Source organism: Ferrimonas aestuarii (assembly GCF_005116665.1).
Lineage (GTDB): Bacteria > Pseudomonadota > Gammaproteobacteria > Enterobacterales > Shewanellaceae > Ferrimonas > Ferrimonas aestuarii.
The window spans coordinates 93,206-109,818 of the sequence record NZ_SWCJ01000010.1 but is presented as its reverse complement, the minus strand read 5'-3'; the positions used below and the strand labels follow the sequence as shown (position 1 = coordinate 109,818).

Annotated in this window: 15 protein-coding genes; 5 read left to right on the top strand and 10 right to left on the bottom strand. The window is 49.2% G+C overall.

Going from position 1 to position 16,613, the window contains the following annotated elements; translation table 11 throughout:
* Nucleotides 1–72: 72 nt before the first annotated feature.
* The 5 genes from dnaX to FCL42_RS13530 all read right to left on the bottom strand — a co-directional run bounded on the left by dnaX (nt 73) and on the right by FCL42_RS13530 (nt 5,967).
* Nucleotides 73–2,517: a DNA polymerase III subunit gamma/tau gene (gene dnaX / locus FCL42_RS13550; protein ID WP_136863957.1), complete on the bottom strand. Its 2,445-nt coding sequence runs from the start codon at nt 2,515–2,517 to the stop codon at nt 73–75.
* 486 nt (nt 2,518–3,003) lie between these two features.
* The gene (apt, locus tag FCL42_RS13545; RefSeq protein WP_136863956.1) at nt 3,004–3,549 is read right to left on the bottom strand and encodes an adenine phosphoribosyltransferase; all 546 of its coding nucleotides are present in this window, start codon (nt 3,547–3,549) and stop codon (nt 3,004–3,006) included.
* A gap of 202 nt (nt 3,550–3,751) precedes the next feature.
* Nucleotides 3,752–4,510 (bottom strand): HvfC family RiPP maturation protein, encoded by a 759-nt coding sequence (locus FCL42_RS13540; RefSeq protein WP_136863955.1) that lies wholly within the window; start codon nt 4,508–4,510, stop codon nt 3,752–3,754.
* The gene (locus FCL42_RS13535; RefSeq protein ID WP_136863987.1) at nt 4,507–5,337 is read right to left on the bottom strand and encodes an HvfB family MNIO-type RiPP peptide maturase; all 831 of its coding nucleotides are present in this window, start codon (nt 5,335–5,337) and stop codon (nt 4,507–4,509) included. The genes FCL42_RS13540 and FCL42_RS13535 overlap by 4 nt, the downstream gene beginning before the upstream one ends.
* Before the next feature lie 225 nt (nt 5,338–5,562).
* Nucleotides 5,563–5,967, bottom strand: a complete 405-nt coding sequence (locus FCL42_RS13530; RefSeq protein WP_136863954.1) for an HvfA family oxazolone/thioamide-modified RiPP metallophore — start codon at nt 5,965–5,967, stop codon at nt 5,563–5,565.
* Nucleotides 5,968–6,191: 224 nt separating this feature from the next.
* Here FCL42_RS13530 and dusC point away from each other — a divergent pair, with 224 nt between their 5' ends.
* From dusC to glmM, 5 genes are all read left to right on the top strand, one after another.
* The gene (gene dusC, locus FCL42_RS13525; RefSeq protein ID WP_136863953.1) at nt 6,192–7,145 is read left to right on the top strand and encodes a tRNA dihydrouridine(16) synthase DusC; all 954 of its coding nucleotides are present in this window, start codon (nt 6,192–6,194) and stop codon (nt 7,143–7,145) included.
* Between the two features lie 471 nt (nt 7,146–7,616).
* Nucleotides 7,617–8,912 (top strand): dicarboxylate/amino acid:cation symporter, encoded by a 1,296-nt coding sequence (locus FCL42_RS13520; protein ID WP_136863952.1) that lies wholly within the window; start codon nt 7,617–7,619, stop codon nt 8,910–8,912.
* Between the two features lie 90 nt (nt 8,913–9,002).
* The gene (locus FCL42_RS13515; protein ID WP_169308394.1) at nt 9,003–9,374 is read left to right on the top strand and encodes a four helix bundle protein; all 372 of its coding nucleotides are present in this window, start codon (nt 9,003–9,005) and stop codon (nt 9,372–9,374) included.
* A gap of 107 nt (nt 9,375–9,481) precedes the next feature.
* Nucleotides 9,482–9,853 (top strand): DUF2750 domain-containing protein, encoded by a 372-nt coding sequence (locus FCL42_RS13510; RefSeq protein ID WP_136863950.1) that lies wholly within the window; start codon nt 9,482–9,484, stop codon nt 9,851–9,853.
* Nucleotides 9,854–9,896: 43 nt separating this feature from the next.
* Entirely contained in the window at nt 9,897–11,240 is a 1,344-nt protein-coding gene (gene glmM, locus FCL42_RS13505) for a phosphoglucosamine mutase (RefSeq protein ID WP_136863949.1), read from the top strand.
* A 50-nt stretch (nt 11,241–11,290) separates the two neighbouring features.
* On the opposite strand, the gene FCL42_RS13500 is transcribed toward glmM, so the two are convergent.
* The 5 genes from FCL42_RS13500 to galE all read right to left on the bottom strand — a co-directional run bounded on the left by FCL42_RS13500 (nt 11,291) and on the right by galE (nt 16,519).
* Nucleotides 11,291–12,376 (bottom strand): DegT/DnrJ/EryC1/StrS family aminotransferase, encoded by a 1,086-nt coding sequence (locus tag FCL42_RS13500; protein WP_136863948.1) that lies wholly within the window; start codon nt 12,374–12,376, stop codon nt 11,291–11,293.
* Entirely contained in the window at nt 12,369–13,346 is a 978-nt protein-coding gene (locus tag FCL42_RS13495; RefSeq protein ID WP_136863947.1) for a Gfo/Idh/MocA family protein, read from the bottom strand. Before FCL42_RS13495 ends, FCL42_RS13500 begins: the two co-directional genes overlap by 8 nt.
* Entirely contained in the window at nt 13,339–14,112 is a 774-nt protein-coding gene (locus FCL42_RS13490; protein WP_136863946.1) for an NDP-hexose 2,3-dehydratase family protein, read from the bottom strand. The genes FCL42_RS13495 and FCL42_RS13490 overlap by 8 nt, the downstream gene beginning before the upstream one ends.
* Before the next feature lie 100 nt (nt 14,113–14,212).
* Nucleotides 14,213–15,379 (bottom strand): nucleotide sugar dehydrogenase, encoded by a 1,167-nt coding sequence (locus FCL42_RS13485; protein WP_136863945.1) that lies wholly within the window; start codon nt 15,377–15,379, stop codon nt 14,213–14,215.
* Nucleotides 15,380–15,496: 117 nt separating this feature from the next.
* Entirely contained in the window at nt 15,497–16,519 is a 1,023-nt protein-coding gene (gene galE, locus FCL42_RS13480; RefSeq protein WP_136863944.1) for a UDP-glucose 4-epimerase GalE, read from the bottom strand.
* Nucleotides 16,520–16,613 lie beyond the last annotated feature (94 nt).

Below are 16,613 nucleotides of genomic sequence, written 5' to 3'. Positions count from 1 at the left end.
ATCTCGGTCTCTCTTTTACTGTTTGAGCCATTAAAGCGGCTATGTTAACGGATCATCCGTCAATCATTAAGTTTATTTGTAGTTAATCGATTCATCGATTAACTGTGCATCAAATTCCTGAATGAGCCAGTTCACATGCTCATCATTCAGCAAGGTTTGTTTGGCCTCGGCCAAACGCTCTTGATGGAGACGGCGACGAATCTGCAGCGGCGTTTCCCGCCCATCGTCTTGCCCGACCTCAATCTGCAATTCGATGCCCTCTCCCCATAGCTCATGCATACGTTGAGTGATTTGGGTGACCACCGAGTCGTGCATCAAATGGCGCTGCTCAGGTCGCAACAGCAGCTTGACGCTGTCGCCATCGCGATCCATCAAGGAGTTGATCGCCAGTTGGCGAGCTCGAGCCTGAACACCAAGATCAAAAATGGCTTGGAACCACGCCATGTCTTGCGGCTGAGCCTGCTTAGTCTCAACGACCTCTGGTATCGCCGGTGGTTGAGTTGCAACAGCCGCTGATGCCGCAGGTTGAGGTGACGGGCGCTCCGGCGCTGCCGCCACTTGAGGCTCAGCCTCAGCCGGTACTGAGACCTCAGGTTGACCTTGAGGCTCATACTGGGCCTCCCCTTGTGGCAACCAGGGCGGAATGTCCTGTTCCATCGGCGGGGCGTCATTCAGGTGCGCCGGCATCTCATTGACCGGCTCAGGTGGCGAAGCTGTCGTTACGCTTGGTGCATTCGCTGGCTGACCGGAGTCGGGCTCTGGCTGCACTGAGTCACCAACAGGTTCAGCTACCGGCTCTGGCCGAGGTGGCGGCGTGCGTTTTTTCAGTCGCTGTGCAACCGCACTGGCTGAATCATCCGCCCCCTGTTGGGGGCTCGTCTTTTTTGCATCTGAGTCCTGATTGCGAGAGCTCAGGCGCTGCCGGTTTGCCAGCGCGCGCTCCATCAGGCTCATGGGTTTAGAGGTCTCCGGCTCTGGAGCTGGCTCAGTTGGGCTTGAAGTCGGCTCAGCAGGGCTCGACGGCTCACTCGCTTCGGCCTGAGCTGGAGCGTCTATCGTCATTGGCGGCTGCTTGGCTTCAGGCGCTTGATTGACGGATTCAGACTCAGGGTCAGTGGCCACGGCGGGCTCTGGCACAGCCTCACTCGCAGCAGACACCGTATCCGTGACGTCTTCAGGCGCAGCCATCAACTGCTCCGCTTGCGCCATCAACATCTGCTGTTCGGCCGCCAAGGTGTGCTCATCTTGAGCCCCAACGGAGGCTTCTTGCGCTGCAGAGACGGTCGTCGGAGGCGACATTGGCTGAGTGTGTTGTGCCGATGCCGAAGTCGCTAACTGCGGTTGCTCCAAAGCTGGCACGACTGACGATGACGCAGCCGCAATCACTTGAGGGGGGCTAATTACAGGTTGCCCGGCTTGCAGAGGGGCCACCTCGGTCACAGGAGAGAATGCCAGCGTTCGCAAAAGCGTCATCTCCAAACCGGTTCTAGCATCCGGCGCCACATCCAGATCTTTACGACCTTGAGCCAGCATCTGATACCACAGCTGTACCTGCTCGCGACTTAAACTGCGAGCAAAGGGCAACAGTTGTTGTGGCTGATGAGCCAGCTTAGCAGCAGTGACCGAGAACTGCGTCATGGCGATGCCATGAAGCAGCTCCATCAGCTGTTTTAACAGCTCATCATAATCTGGGGCAAACTGCTCAATCTCCTGCAAGGTGGCCATCATAGGATCCATCTGCCCCTCAACCAACGCCTGCAGCAGTTTAAAGGCATAACTGGAATCTAAGGTGCCAAGCATCGCTTGGACCTGCTCCGCCAGCACGCCGCCATCGCCGTGGGCGATGGCTTGATCCGTCAGGCTCATGGCATCACGCACACTGCCATCAGCCGCTTTGGCAAGCAGTTGCAGCGCTTGCGGCTCATGGCTGACGCCTTCCGCCGTAAGAACCTTGTCTAGATGGGTCGCGATCTTCTCGGCCGACAGCGCTTTCAGATTAAACTGCAAGCAGCGAGACAACACCGTTACGGGCAATTTCTGCGGATCGGTGGTGGCCAGCAGAAACTTCACGTGCGGTGGCGGCTCTTCTAGGGTTTTTAGCAGCGCGTTAAAGCTGTGGCGGGAAAGCATGTGCACTTCGTCAATCAGGTACACCTTGAAGCGGCCACGAACCGGTTGATACTGAACGTTATCCAGAATCTCACGGGTATCATCGACTTTAGTTCGAGACGCGGCGTCGATCTCCATGAGATCAACAAAGCGGCCTTCGCTGATCTCCTGGCAGGCACTGCATTGACCGCAAGGGGTCGCAGTAATGCCCTGTTCGCAGTTGAGACCCTTCGCAAAAAGACGCGCAATACTGGTTTTCCCCACACCTCGAGTGCCGGTAAACAGGTAGGCGTGATGCAGACGGTCATGCTCTAGCGCGTTAGTGAGGGCTCGCAATACGTGCTGTTGCCCTACCACTTGTTCAAAATTGGCCGGGCGCCATTTTCGCGCCAGAACCTGATAAGCCATGGTGTATTCCAAAAAATCTGAGGTGGCGAAACGCCAAGTTATTGCAGAGTAACATGGCAGACCAACCACAAAAAGCCTAGGGCATCAGAGTGGGCGGAAGTTCAGCGTTTTGTTGAGGGTAGAGTGAGGATTGAGGTAATAAAGCCAAATAAAGAAAGGGAGATAGCCACTTAAGCACACTTAAGTCACTGGCCGCTGACGTTCGTCAGGGAGGCGAAATCGACTAACGTGATAAAACTCATGATAACAAGTGAATGCAGGTATCTGAGTCTTAAGCGGCAACGGATAGGTTACCTTTTCAAAACCAAGTCACTGGGCCCTGACCTTCGTCAGGGAGGCAGTTTTGGGTTAAAGCTGCCCCACAATCTCTGGGCACAAAAAAGCCGGGCATTGCCCGGCTTTTTACCTGTTGTCCAGTTATGGCGAGAAATCACTCCGCTTACTAAGACGCAGTGAGTTATCGCCACAAGAGCAACGGGCTATCGATCAGTCGCCTTCAAATTCACACAGAGTGGTGATTTTCAGACCCAGATCTTTCAGCTTCGCTTCGCCACCCAAGTCAGGCAGAGAAATAACGAATGCTGCGTGTTCAACTTCACCACCCAGAGAGCGAATCAGAGAAACAGTAGCTTCGATGGTACCGCCGGTGGCCAGCAGGTCATCAACAACCAGTACCTTATCGCCAGCTTCGATGGCGTCAACGTGCAGCTCTAGAGTGTCCTGACCATATTCCAAGTCGTAAGACTGGCCGATGGTTTTACGTGGCAACTTTCCAGGCTTACGTACAGGCACAAAACCTACGCCCAAAGCGATGGCTAGTGGTGCACCAAATAGGAAGCCGCGAGCTTCGGTGCCCACGATCTTAGTGATGCCTAGGCCAGAAAACTCCTCAGTTAGCAGCTCAATGGATGCAGTGAACGCTTCGGCGTTTTCCATCATCGAGGTGACATCACGGAACATGATGCCTGGCTTCGGGTAATCTGGAACGGTTTTGATGCTGTCTTTGATCAGCGTCAGTTTATCTTGGTTCATGTTTAGGGCTTTACCATTTCGCCGCAGATGCGGCGGCAAACACACACAAAAAAAGCCCATTTGCTGAAATAAGGTTCAGCAGAAGGGCCTTTATGACTACTACCTTTTTCGGCTATAGCTTAAGCACCTTTGATTCAGGTTGCAACCGACGAAGCTAACATTTCCGACTTGAAACTTCAGATGCCTGATCTTACAGTAAGGGCTAGGTTTTCTGCCCTACCCCATCCTTTACCACAACACCAGCACGGGCCAAGGTGGCAAGGGTTTGCAGAGCCCCTTGGGCAATAACCTGTTCTGGAAACTGAGTAAACTGTTGTTGAAGCGAAGAAATAATCTTATCCAGCTCAGTGGGTTGTTCAGTGTTCAGCAGACTTAACAGCGTTGCAGTCATGCCGTTCACCGCCATAAAGCGAATGTCTAATTCTGGGTCACGATACACCAACAGTAACGTCTGCTGCTGCTCCACCTCAACGTTGTTGGCGGACACTTGGTGCAGTGGGTAGCGATACTGAGCCAACTCCGCTACGCGATTAAGATAGAGTGGCGTCATTGCCAAATCGTCGTTGGCTCCTAACGTCCGACGGCTTAGGTCTTCCGGCTCAATATCCAACTTGAGCTCCAAGTACTCATAGTGTGCGAGCTCCACCACATAAGGCGGCTCACCAGCTTGAGGCTGGAAACCTTGCTGCAAATAACACAAAAATTCTTTGGCTATCTCAACAAACAGCGGTGAGGTGCAATCGTGTTCTTTGAAAAAATCCCGCTTTAACTGCTGCCAGCGATCCTCAGTCAACAGAGATTTCAGCACTGGGAAACCACTGTCCACAAAACTGCTGACGTTATTGAGCATCAGCTCGCGATAGATCCCCATGCGCTCCTCTGAAGCGCCGGCAGGTATGGGGCGTTTGGGATCCCGCACGTACCCCATAAAATCCTGTTGTAGCTGCTTAAAATCACTCATGCACTCTTCCCTAACTGGCGAACCTCAGACTGAGTGTGGTGAATCTTATCAATCTCCACCATCAACTCCGCTGTCGACGGAATATTGAAATCCCGCTCCAACAACGTGGGGTGAATGCCATGGGTTTCATAAGCAAGCTGCAGCAGCTGCCATACGTCTTCTCGAACTGGGGCACCGTGAGTATCAACTAACAGATCTGGGGCCTGCTCGTAATGACCAGCGATATGATAATAAGCGGTGCGTTTCCCATCGAGTCCCAACAAAAATGCCTTGGGATCGTAGTTGTGGTTAACGCTATTTACATAGATGTTATTTACGTCCAGCAGCAGTTGACAGTCAGACTCCGCCAGCACGCCATTGATAAAGCTAAGCTCATCCATCTCGGCACCAGCCTCTACATAATAAGAAACGTTTTCGATAACCAGCGGCCGCTCCAAGATATCCTGTACGGTGCGAATGCGCTCAGCGACGTGGGTGACCGCTTCTTGAGTAAAGGGGATCGGCATCAAGTCATACATGTGTGCATTACCGGAGCAATAACTAAGGTGCTCGGAGTAAAGATCAATATTGTGGGTGTCGAGAAAGGTTTTGACCTGACGAACAAAGTCGATGTCCAAAGGCGCTGGGGCACCAATAGAAAGCGATAACCCATGACAGACAAAGGGAACCTTTTCAGTGAGCTCGCGAAACTGTCTGGCTAGCCTTGGAGATACTTTTAACCAGTTTTCCGGAGCCACCTCCAAAAATTGAACCGCAGAAGGCACACCTGAGTCGCAAAACTCCGCCACCATCTCTCTTTTTAGACCTAGCCCAGCACCAGTTAACATCACATCCCCCTGTAAACGCCCATTCCACTGATCACACTCGATGAGATCACTGGAATGGTTTCTAACGCCATTGCTCAATTTGTTATTAAGGCCACTAGCACCGAAATTGAACGCCTTAATTGAACCGTTCTCTTTCATGCTTTGAACCAACCATATCCTCAATGGCATCGGTATAAAAAGTAGGGGCAGAATCGAGCCTGCCCCACACCGTATTATCGGTTGTGATTAAGCAGCGCCACCGCACTTGCCTTCACCACACTTACCTTCGCCGGATTTCTTCTCTCCGCCGCACTTACCTTCACCGCACTTACCTTCGGCGTGGCCTTTCTTTTCACCGCCGCATTTGCCTTCACCGCACTTACCTTCGGCGTGGCCTTTCTTTTCACCGCCGCATTTTCCTTCGCCACACTTACCTTCGCTATGGCCTTTCTTTTCGCCGCCGCACTTACCTTCGCCGCATTTGCCTTCACCACATTTACCCTCTTTATGTTTGTCACCATCCAATTGATAACCAGCAGTCAGAGTTTGCGTTTCAAATGGGTTGTCCATTGCGGCATTTGCAGCCATCGCAGTACCAGCAACACACAGACCCAACGCCGCAGCTACAGTGGTTTTTTTAACAGTATTCATAATCTTACCTTCCTTCCATAAACGGATTACATAAACCATTGGCTTTCCAGCGTTGTGCTCGCTGGCTTACGGTAATAGACCCAACCGAAATGAGATCTATTTCAAAATATAACAACTTTTTTTGATCTTGCTGTTTTCCGGAGGCTTAAATCATGGTGGGACTGGCGTATTTGCGGTGGATTGGTAAAATTGCCGCCCTTGTTTTTAGGTAGGTAAATATCTTGATGAAAGTGGTGCTCGCGCCGATGGAAGGGGTGATGGATCCCCTGATGCGGCAAATCTTTACTCAAATCAGTCAGTACGATCTGTGCGTGACCGAATTCGTGCGAGTAATTAACCAATGTTTACCGGACAAGGTCTTTCATCGACTCTGCCCAGAGCTCAATCAAGGTGGAAAAACCCTATCGGGAACCCCTGTACGGGTACAACTGTTGGGACAAGACCCGGATTGGATGGCAGAAAACGCTGCTCGAGCCGCTGAACTTGGCTCTCCTGGCATCGACCTGAACTTCGGCTGCCCAGCGAAAACCGTCAACCGCTCCCGTGGCGGCGCAGTACTACTAAATCACCCAGAGCAGCTTCATCAGATTGTAAAATCGGTACGTGCAGCGGTGCCATCGCATCTGCCGGTAACCGCAAAAATTCGTCTCGGTTGGGACTGCGATGCTCGAGCGCTGGAGATCGCCGATGCCGCCGCCAGCGGCGGTGCCGATGAGTTGGCCGTCCATGGTCGCACCAAAGAAGATGGTTACCGAGCCGAACGCATCAACTGGGCAGCCATCAAGCCGATCAAAGATCGCCTTTCCATTCCTGTGATTGCCAATGGCGAAATTTGGAATCGCGACGATGCCCTCGCCTGCATGAAAGCCAGTGGTTGTGAACAAATAATGTTGGGTCGAGGTGCCCTCGCCGTTCCCAATTTAGCCGATGTGGTTAAAGGCATTGATCAAAAACTGCCTTGGCACCAATTGATGCTATTAATCGCCGACTATTCGCAGCTAGAGGTGATGGGCGACAAAGAGATCTACTTCCCTAATCGCATCAAGCAGTGGTTACGCTACATCATGCTGCAATACCCAGAGGCACAACTGCTGTTTAAAGAGGTTCGCACCATGAAGCAGTCCGATGAGATTGTCTCTTTGCTTCAGCGCCGCAGTGAACAAGCTCAACAGGCATAAACTTCTATTTACTGCCTTTCAAAGCAGCTCTTGGTCACTTAGCCGACACCAAGCCTTTGGGGTCGGCGCCCCCAACTCAATTGCTCCTTACGAAGCCCCTCGCCCTCCTATGGTTTTCATTGCCCTTTCCACAGCTCAAAACAACGCGGATACCAGAGAAAACCGGAAAAGGCCACCACCATTCACCAAAAGTGTTAACAGAAGCGATATTTCTCTCTAAACTTAGCAACCTAGATTCGTCATCGACTCAAAATCGAGGCCTCGAAATTTAACACTTAATGCACACCTCAAGCACCAAAAACCCACACCATGGAGCCATCAATTACACAAAACAGCCACCAAAGCGCATCAATCCGAACACAAAAAGCGAAAGTCACCCCATAAATCTACTTCAACCCCCTTTTTTCTCATGAGCAATTATTGCTAGGCTTAGGCCGCTTATAAAAAAATAGAAACATGAAGGAAGTTTGCATGACTGCAAAAGTGCAAAAGAAAATGGGCCTGACTGCCAAGATTCTCATCGGCATGGTCGGGGGTATCTTCATCGGTGGGCTGCTGCGAGTTCTGTTCCCTGAGAGCGAGCTGGCACAAACCTACCTAGTCGATGGCCTATTTGGTGTTGTGGGTAATATCTTCGTCTCCTCGTTGAAGATGTTGGTAGTGCCACTGGTATTTGTGTCTCTGGTTTGCGGTACGGCATCACTGTCCGACCCTAGCAAGCTGGGGCGCTTGGGTGGGAAAACTCTCATTCTCTACCTCACCACCACCGCCATTGCCATTACACTGGCTATTACCGCTGCCAATATCGTGCAGCCTGGTGATGCCACCATGGCCGCCGAAGGGTTGGCCTTTGATGCCAAGTCGGCACCACCACTGAGCCAGGTACTGGTTAACATCGTACCGAGCAACCCCATCGACGCGATGGCCAAAGGCAGCATGCTGCAGATCATTGTGTTTGCCATCATCTTCGGTATCGCCATCGCCCAAAGTGGTGAGCGCGGTGCTCGCATCCGTAACTTCTTTGAAGATATCAACGAAGTGGTAATGAAGCTGGTAACCATCTTGATGTCTTTGGCGCCATACGGTGTCTTCGCATTGATGGCCAAACTGGCGATGACCTTAGGCCTAGATACCTTCGCCAGCGTGATTAAGTACTTCCTGCTGGTGCTGGTGGTGCTGTTTGTGCATGGTCTGGTGACCTACCCACTGCTGTTGAAACTGCTTAGTGGTTTGAACCCAATCACCTTCTTGAAGAAGATGCGCAGCGTGCAGCTGTTTGCCTTCTCCACCGCCAGCTCAAACGCAACCTTGCCGGTAACCATTGAGACGGCCAATTACCGTTTGGGTGTGCACAACAACATCAGTTCATTTTCACTGCCTCTGGGCGCCACCATCAACATGGATGGCACCGCCATCATGCAAGGTGTAGCGACGGTGTTCATCGCTCAGGTGTTTGCCATCGATTTGACCATCAGTGACTACGTCATGGTCATCGTGACAGCCACCCTTGCCTCCATCGGCACCGCCGGCGTTCCTGGTGTGGGCCTTATCATGTTGGCCATGGTGCTTAACCAAGTTGGCCTGCCTGTTGAAGGCATCGCCCTGATTCTGGGTGTTGACCGCTTGCTGGATATGGTACGAACCGCCGTCAACGTGACCGGTGATGCCGCCGTAACCTGCATCGTGGCAAAGTCTGAAAAAGAGTTTGAACCAGAGGTGTTTAACGACCCACTGGCCGGTGCCGAGTTAATGGGCGACCGAAAATAGAACCTGCGAATAAATAAAAAGGGCCGTTACGGCCCTTTTTTTATGTCATTGACTAAACTTTTCAGCGTCGGTGCAGAAAATGGAGCTTCAATGCATTCACAGGGTTTATTAGCCGTTTGGGAACGCAGTTGCCGCTTGGTGATTGCCATTCACAACCATATCGTCGATGACATTCGCAGTGACATGGGGGAGCGCCTCTCCAGTAGCGTCATCGCCATCAGCTGCAATCTTGCCAAAAGTTATGACGTCTCCCCACCATGCAAACGCAGCGCCACCATCGCATACGGCCAGCTGTTTGAGTTATCCGCTTACATCAACCTTGCTGCTAACTACTTACCCCTGTGCCCAACAGAGATAAAACAGTGGCAGACCGAGATCAGTGACATACAGAAGCAACTGGAAGCGATCATTGCTCAATTGCAAGATTTAGATGACCAGCGAGAGATGGTGATCAACTGTTAACCTTATCTAGAATCAAGCTGACAACACATCGGCGCTAAGGGGATTTTGGTTATCCCTACCAGAGACTGGTATAATCGCGACGTTTTTTATTTCTAAGAGAGCCTCACATGCCCTTCACCCAAGAGCAAATTGATGGGTTTTACCGTCAAACCAGCCAGCAACGTTTCGCCGAATTCATCGAACAAGTTAAACAAAATCAAAAACTTTGGACTCTAGCTAACGAACAAGGCTGTGTGCTAGTGGACACCGGCGAAGAGCAATGTTTGGTATTATGGCACGATGAAGCGTTAGCCCAGAGCTGGGCAGTAGAGGATTACCAAGGCTGTAAAGCCATGGCCATCAGCCTAGGTGATTTCCTCGAGAAATGGGCACCAGGCATGACAAAAGACGGCTTTGATATCGCCGTTGTTCCAACGCGCGGCGGCGAAGGCGATGTGATGAGCGCCGAAGAGTTGGCTAACGAATTGGCTGCAGACTAACTCATCCAAAAATTATCTTTATCTCAAACGCAGAATTTAGTTTATGTCTCGAAAGTATTTTGGAACCGATGGGGTTCGTGGCCTAGTGGGTCAATACCCCATTACTCCAGCCTTCGCCATGAAATTGGCATGGGCTGCAGGTAAGGTACTGGCCAAACAAGGCAACAGTCGTGTACTTATCGGCAAAGATCCCCGAATCTCCGGCTACATGCTGGAATCCGCAATGGAAGCAGGCTTTCTATCTGCTGGTATCGATGTTGCCTTCCTTGGTCCAATGCCAACGCCTGCGGTCGCTTACCTGACCCGCACCTTCCGCGGTGAAGCTGGCGTCGTGATCAGCGCATCTCACAACCCATACCACGACAACGGCATTAAGTTCTTCAGTTCAGAGGGCACCAAGCTCAATGACGAAATAGAGCTTGAGATTGAGTCATGGATGGACAAAGAGATGGATTGCGTACCATCGGAACAACTGGGAAAAGCCACCCGAATCTCCGATGCTGCCGGTCGTTACATTGAGTGCTGCAAAGGCACCTTTAGCCGTGACTTCAATCTTCGAGGATTGCGCATCGTACTCGATTGCGCCAATGGTGCTACCTATCACGTCGCACCACCGGTATTTACCGAACTCGGTGCCGAAGTGATCACCATCTTCAATGCCCCAAATGGCACTAACATCAACCAGGGATGCGGTGCCACCGATCTCGCAGCACTTCAAGAGAAGGTTATTGAAGTACGAGCAGATTTTGGTATCGCCTTTGATGGTGACGGTGACCGAGTCATGATGGTAGATTCCGACGGCACTAAGATCGATGGCGACGTCATCCTCTATATTCTAGCGAATCACTGGAAGAACAAAGGCATCTCTTTTGGAGGCGTAGTTGGTACCCAGATGGCCAACATCGGCCTAGAACTGGCTCTGAAAACACGGGGCATCGAGTTTGCTCGCTCCAAGGTTGGCGACCGATATGTGGTTGAGATGCTAAAAGAGAAAGGCTGGAAGCTGGGTGGTGAAAACTCAGGGCACATCCTCTCTTTGGATCACTCCACCACCGGCGACGGTATTGTTGCCGCCTTGCAAGTACTGCAAGTGTTGGCGGAAACCAAACAGACCCTAAGCCAGGCCCGCAGCGGCATGACTCTGATGCCTCAGGTTTTAGTCAATGTGCGCTTTTCTGGCCGCACACAGCCTCTCGAGTCGGAATCGGTTATCAATGTCGCTGGTGAAGTAGAAGCGGAGCTCGCTGGTCGAGGTCGAGTGTTACTGCGCAAATCCGGTACCGAACCACTGATTCGCGTGATGGTGGAAGGGGAAGATCAAGATCAAGTTCAGGCTCTCGCACAGCGAATTGCTGACGAAGTTGCACGAGTCGATGCCCTAGGGTAATTGAGTACTGAATAGAGAAATGCCCCGTTAAAGTCGGGGCATTTTTGTTTTTACATCGCCGCTTTTACTATCTGACAGATGGTCTGGATATCCGATACCTGCAGCCCCTTGTATAGAGGCAGGCACAAAATTCTCTTAGACAGCGATTCAGAGACAGGTGCAGCCTGCTTGCTAACCACTTTTTCAAAGGTGTTCAACGATGGATAAAAATACCGTCTAGGATAGATGTCATTACTATTCAATGCTGCCATAACATTCAACAAGACATCTTCATTTTCAAAAACAATTGGGAAATAGGAGTAGTTGCACTCACCAAACTTAATCGCTTGGTATGTTAATCCCTGAACTCCAGACAACGTATCCATATAGAGATGATACTTAGACTTCCGATCTTTCAACACGTCATCGAAATATTTAAGGTTAGCCAGTCCTAGAGCAGCATGCACCTCAGTCATTTTGCCGTTGAAGCCATCTTCAACAATATCTCGTGATTCATCATGACCAAAGAAGCGAATACGGTTAATTCTCTCATGCAAACTATCCGTTTTCGCAATACAGGCTCCACCTTCAGCAGTATTAAACAGCTTAGTTCCGTGAAGACTTGTCGCAGAAACATCACCATAGCTGAGCAAACTCTTACCCTTATAGGTAGAACCTAAAGCATGGGCAGCATCATAGATAACTTTTAAACCATGCTTTGCTGCTATCGCTTCAATACGCTCAATATCACAAGCAGCACCAAACACGTGTACAGGCATAATGGCAACGGTATTTTCGTTAATAAGATCCTCAATCTTATCAACATCGATATTAAATGTATCTTCATCAATATCACAGAATACCGGAGTACAATGTTCCCACTTGATGGCACTGACCGTTGCAATCCAACTAAATGGCGTGGTTATCACTTCACCTTTAAGATCAAGGGCTTTCATAGCCATCTGTAAAGCGATAGTACCATTTGTAACCAGAGACAAGTTACTCAAAGCCAATTTTTCGCACAGTTGGCTTTCTAGGTTTCTTACCATTGGGCCATTGTGGGTTAGGATTCCGGTATCCCAAATCTCCTCCAGAAGAGCTACATACTCATCTAAAGGCGGTAAGCTTGGTTGAGTAACATATATATTTTTACTCACAACTTTTCCTTTTAAACTCTTCAATCAATCTAGCTTGATTAATATTCAAACCCACTTCCTCATTGAGCCCTTCCGATATACATTCATGTAAGTGCGTCAACAAGTTTTCGAAGTGATTTTCTTGAGGAATAACTATGTCTTGATTACCATCATTGGTAACGACATTAATAATTGCCTCTGTTCCAGGTGGTGAAGTAAAGATACGATTAGCTTTAATCATGCCTTTACTTCCCCAAATTTCTAAGTTGCATTGATAAAAATTATCAAAGCCAAACGAGATTTGAGAAACAACACTGCTGTTCTTCTGAATCAGTTGCCCACTGCCCCAAAGATCAACTTCTAGCTCAGAATTATGCTCTAAGCGAGCCGCCGCAACCGTCAGATCAACACCAAGAATTTCTTGAGAAACCTTAATCGGATAGGCTCCCGCATCTAACAGGGCCCCTCCACCTAGCGTAGGCGAATATCGAATGTTGTTTGCGTCAGGAAATGGCGGAAAACCAAAGCAACTCTTAACGAGGCGAAGCTCTCCCACAACCCCACTATCAATAAGCTCTTTGATTTTTTTCAACTGAGAATGGAATCGAAATTGAAAATTCTCCATTAAGATCAAGTTTTTGCTTCGAGATAACTCACTAAGCTCTTGAACATCACTTTGATTGCAAGCCAATGACTTTTCAACAAGAACATGCTTTCCTGATAATAATGATTTTTTAACCCACTCGTAATGCAGTGAATTCGGCAAAGGAATATAAACCAAGTCGATATCATCTCGGGAGACTAATTCCTGATAATCATCGATAGCCAAACAATCATACTTATCGGCAAACTGATCTGCTTTAGTTTTTGTTCTGCTCGCAACTGCAACTAGTTCATAAAGTTCAGTTAACGCCTTTATGGCTGGAATTACAAACCTATCAGAGATATTTGCGCATCCAAGCACACCAACTCTAATCACTCCACTAGACATGCGCTAAAATTCCTCTTACGTGTGGATTTATCCAAGCATCTTCCTTCAGTAGTTGCTTGATTTGATACAGACTTAGCCAGATAAAATTATCATTTGGCAGAGAAATATCATAATCTTCAGTCACTTCGACCAAAATACCTCTATTTCTCTTCAAATGAAGCCTACCACCATCCTCTGCTAACCAACTATCAAAGAGTACCGTCACATCGGGATTCGATTCCTTATTCAAGAATAGTTCTGAGAATCTCGGTTTTCGGCCACCATGAGATTGATTGATATTGGCAAACGTTGCCTGCAAAGTTGGACTAATCTGAACTTTTCCGTAGTTACCCGGCTCCTCTTTTGCTTCACACAAATAGTGAGGAACGCCATCGAAACGTTTTCTAACTAGTCCAAGAATTCCACCGTCATAACCAACCTGTTCTAGGATTGGTTGATCCCAAGTCAGCTCCACTTCACGATTATTAGATTTCACTCTAACACCATGAATAACAAAGAAGTCCTTAGATTCGTGATGAATATTTCCCGTTTCTGGGTCCACGTGCCAACCCTTTACATCGTTCATAGGAATATCAACGACTTCCAAAGTTGAACTGCTCTTTTTGTCAGTAAACCATTTCTTCACAAACTCGATATCGTGAAACTGATTCCAATCTCGAGTGGTCTCAAAAAAAGCTTCAACAGCGTGCGGATAGGTGTCTTCCGACACAAATTCAGAGATTTTATCCCGAAAAATATCAAAGGACTGTTGGTAGTTTTTCGGCATAACAACTCCCGGTGCCACAGTATTAATTAGTTTTAGTTAATATAAAAAAGATACCTAGAGCCTACTGCCTCTAGGTATCTTGTTCAATGCTATCGGAGAATCAGTCGCTGCCAAACAGGTCGCGAGTATAAACCTTGTCTGCCACGTCTTTGATGTCGTCAGTAAGACGGTTGGCTACAATCACATCAGAGATCTGCTTAAACTCGTTCAGATCGCGAACAACACGTGAGTTAAAGAAGTCGTCCTCTTTCAGCACTGGCTCGTAAACGACAACCTCGATGCCCTTAGCTTTAATACGTTTCATAACGCCTTGGATCGAAGAAGCACGGAAGTTATCGGAACCTGACTTCATAATCAAGCGGTGAACACCTACCACCTTTGGCTGCTTAGCGATGATGGCATCGGCAACAAAATCCTTGCGAGTACGGTTGGCATCCACGATGGCGGAGATGATGTTATTTGGCACCTCCTGATAGTTTGCACGAAGTTGCTTGGTATCTTTAGGCAAACAGTAGCCACCGTAGCCAAAGCTTGGGTTGTTATAGTGATTGCCGATACGAGGGTCTAGGCCTACCCCCTCGATGATCTGACGGCTGTCCAGCCCGTGAGTCTCTGCGTAGGAATCCAGCTCATTGAAGTAAGCCACACGCAGCGCCAAATAAGTGTTGGAGAACAGCTTAACCGCTTCCGCTTCAGTAGAGTCGGTAAACAGCACAGCAATATCGTCTTTTTCCGCCCCTTGAACTAGCAGGTTGGCGAACACTTCGGCGCGCTCGCTCTGCTCGCCTACGATGATTCGAGAAGGATAGAGGTTGTCGTACAGCGCCTTACCTTCACGAAGAAATTCTGGAGAAAAGACGATGTTTTCACAGCCGAACTTCTCTTTCACCGACTTGGTATAACCCACCGGGACGGTGGACTTGATGATCATGACCGCTTCAGGGTTAATCGCCATCACATCTTCAATCACCGCCTCAACAGATTTGGTATTGAAATAGTTCGTCTGCGGGTCATAGTCTGTGGGCGTTGCAATCACAACAAACTTAGCGTCTTGATAGGCGGCTTGCTTGTCTAAGGTCGCAGTGAAATTCAAGGTTTTATTAGCAAGGTAGTCCTCAATCTCCGCATCGACGATAGGAGATTTCCCCTGATTCAGCAGGTCAACTTTCTCTTCAATGATGTCTAGTGCGACAACTTCATTGTGCTGGGCCAATAGCACGGCGTTGGATAGGCCCACATAGCCGGTTCCGGCAATTGCAATTTTCATCGTAGATTTCCGTAAAACAAAGAATCTGTTTCCCGAGGGGTGCGCTTCAGGATATCGGCGCATCATTCCCTCGAGTATATCAGTGATATTCAGTAAAAATCAGGACTTAAGCAGGTTTTATCCCTGATAACCGTTCGGATTTTGTGATTGCCAGCGCCAACTGTCAGCCGCCATCGCATCAACGTCAAGTTCCGCACGCCAACCAAGCTCGGTAGCGGCCTTTGAAGGATCCGCATAACACGCTGCGATGTCACCAGCTCGGCGCTCAACGATCTGGTATGCAATCGAGTGCCCACAGGCTTTTTCAAAAGCTTTAACCATATCCAAAACGCTGTAGCCAACCCCAGTGCCAAGATTATAAGTCACCACACCGGGCTCACCGCGCAATTTCTCAAGCGCCCTCAAATGGCCCTTGGCCAGATCCACCACATGGATGTAATCGCGAACGCCAGTACCATCAGGCGTATCGTAATCACCACCAAATACGGACAACTGTTGGCGCTTGCCGATAGCGACTTGGCTGATGTACGGCATTAAATTATTAGGAATGTCATTAGGATCTTCCCCAATCAAGCCGCTCGGGTGAGCACCAACGGGGTTGAAGTACCTGAGCAACGCGATATTCCAACGGCTATCAGCAATATAGAAATCCTGCAAAATACGTTCAATCATATACTTACTGGTACCGTATGGGTTAGTGGTACCGCCAACGGGAAATTCTTCTCGAATGGGTAAGCTCGCGGGATCTCCATAGACCGTCGCAGAGGAGGAGAACACTAGGTTAAACACACCGGCTTTAGCCATCTGCTCACACAGAGTCAAACTGCCTACCACATTATTGTGATAATACATTGCAGGGTTAGCCACGGATTCACCTACCGCTTTCAGACCAGCAAAGTGAATCACCGCCTCAATGTTGTGACGTCGAAATATCTGACTTAACAGCTCAGCATCAAGAATGTCGCCTTCGTAGAAAGTGGCGGCCTTTCCCGTAATCTGCTCAACACGATACAAAGATTCTCGGCTGCTGTTAGACAGATTATCTAACACCACCACCTCATCACCGGCCTGCAGTAACTCCACCAAGGTATGACTGCCGATATAACCCGCGCCGCCGGTTACCAAAATCTGTTTAGCCATTGGCTACACTGCCTCTTATCTGTAACTGTTTTGGCGAATTTCACCTAAAAATCGTGTAGATAGGAATTCTACCGCGTTCACCATATAATAGCTG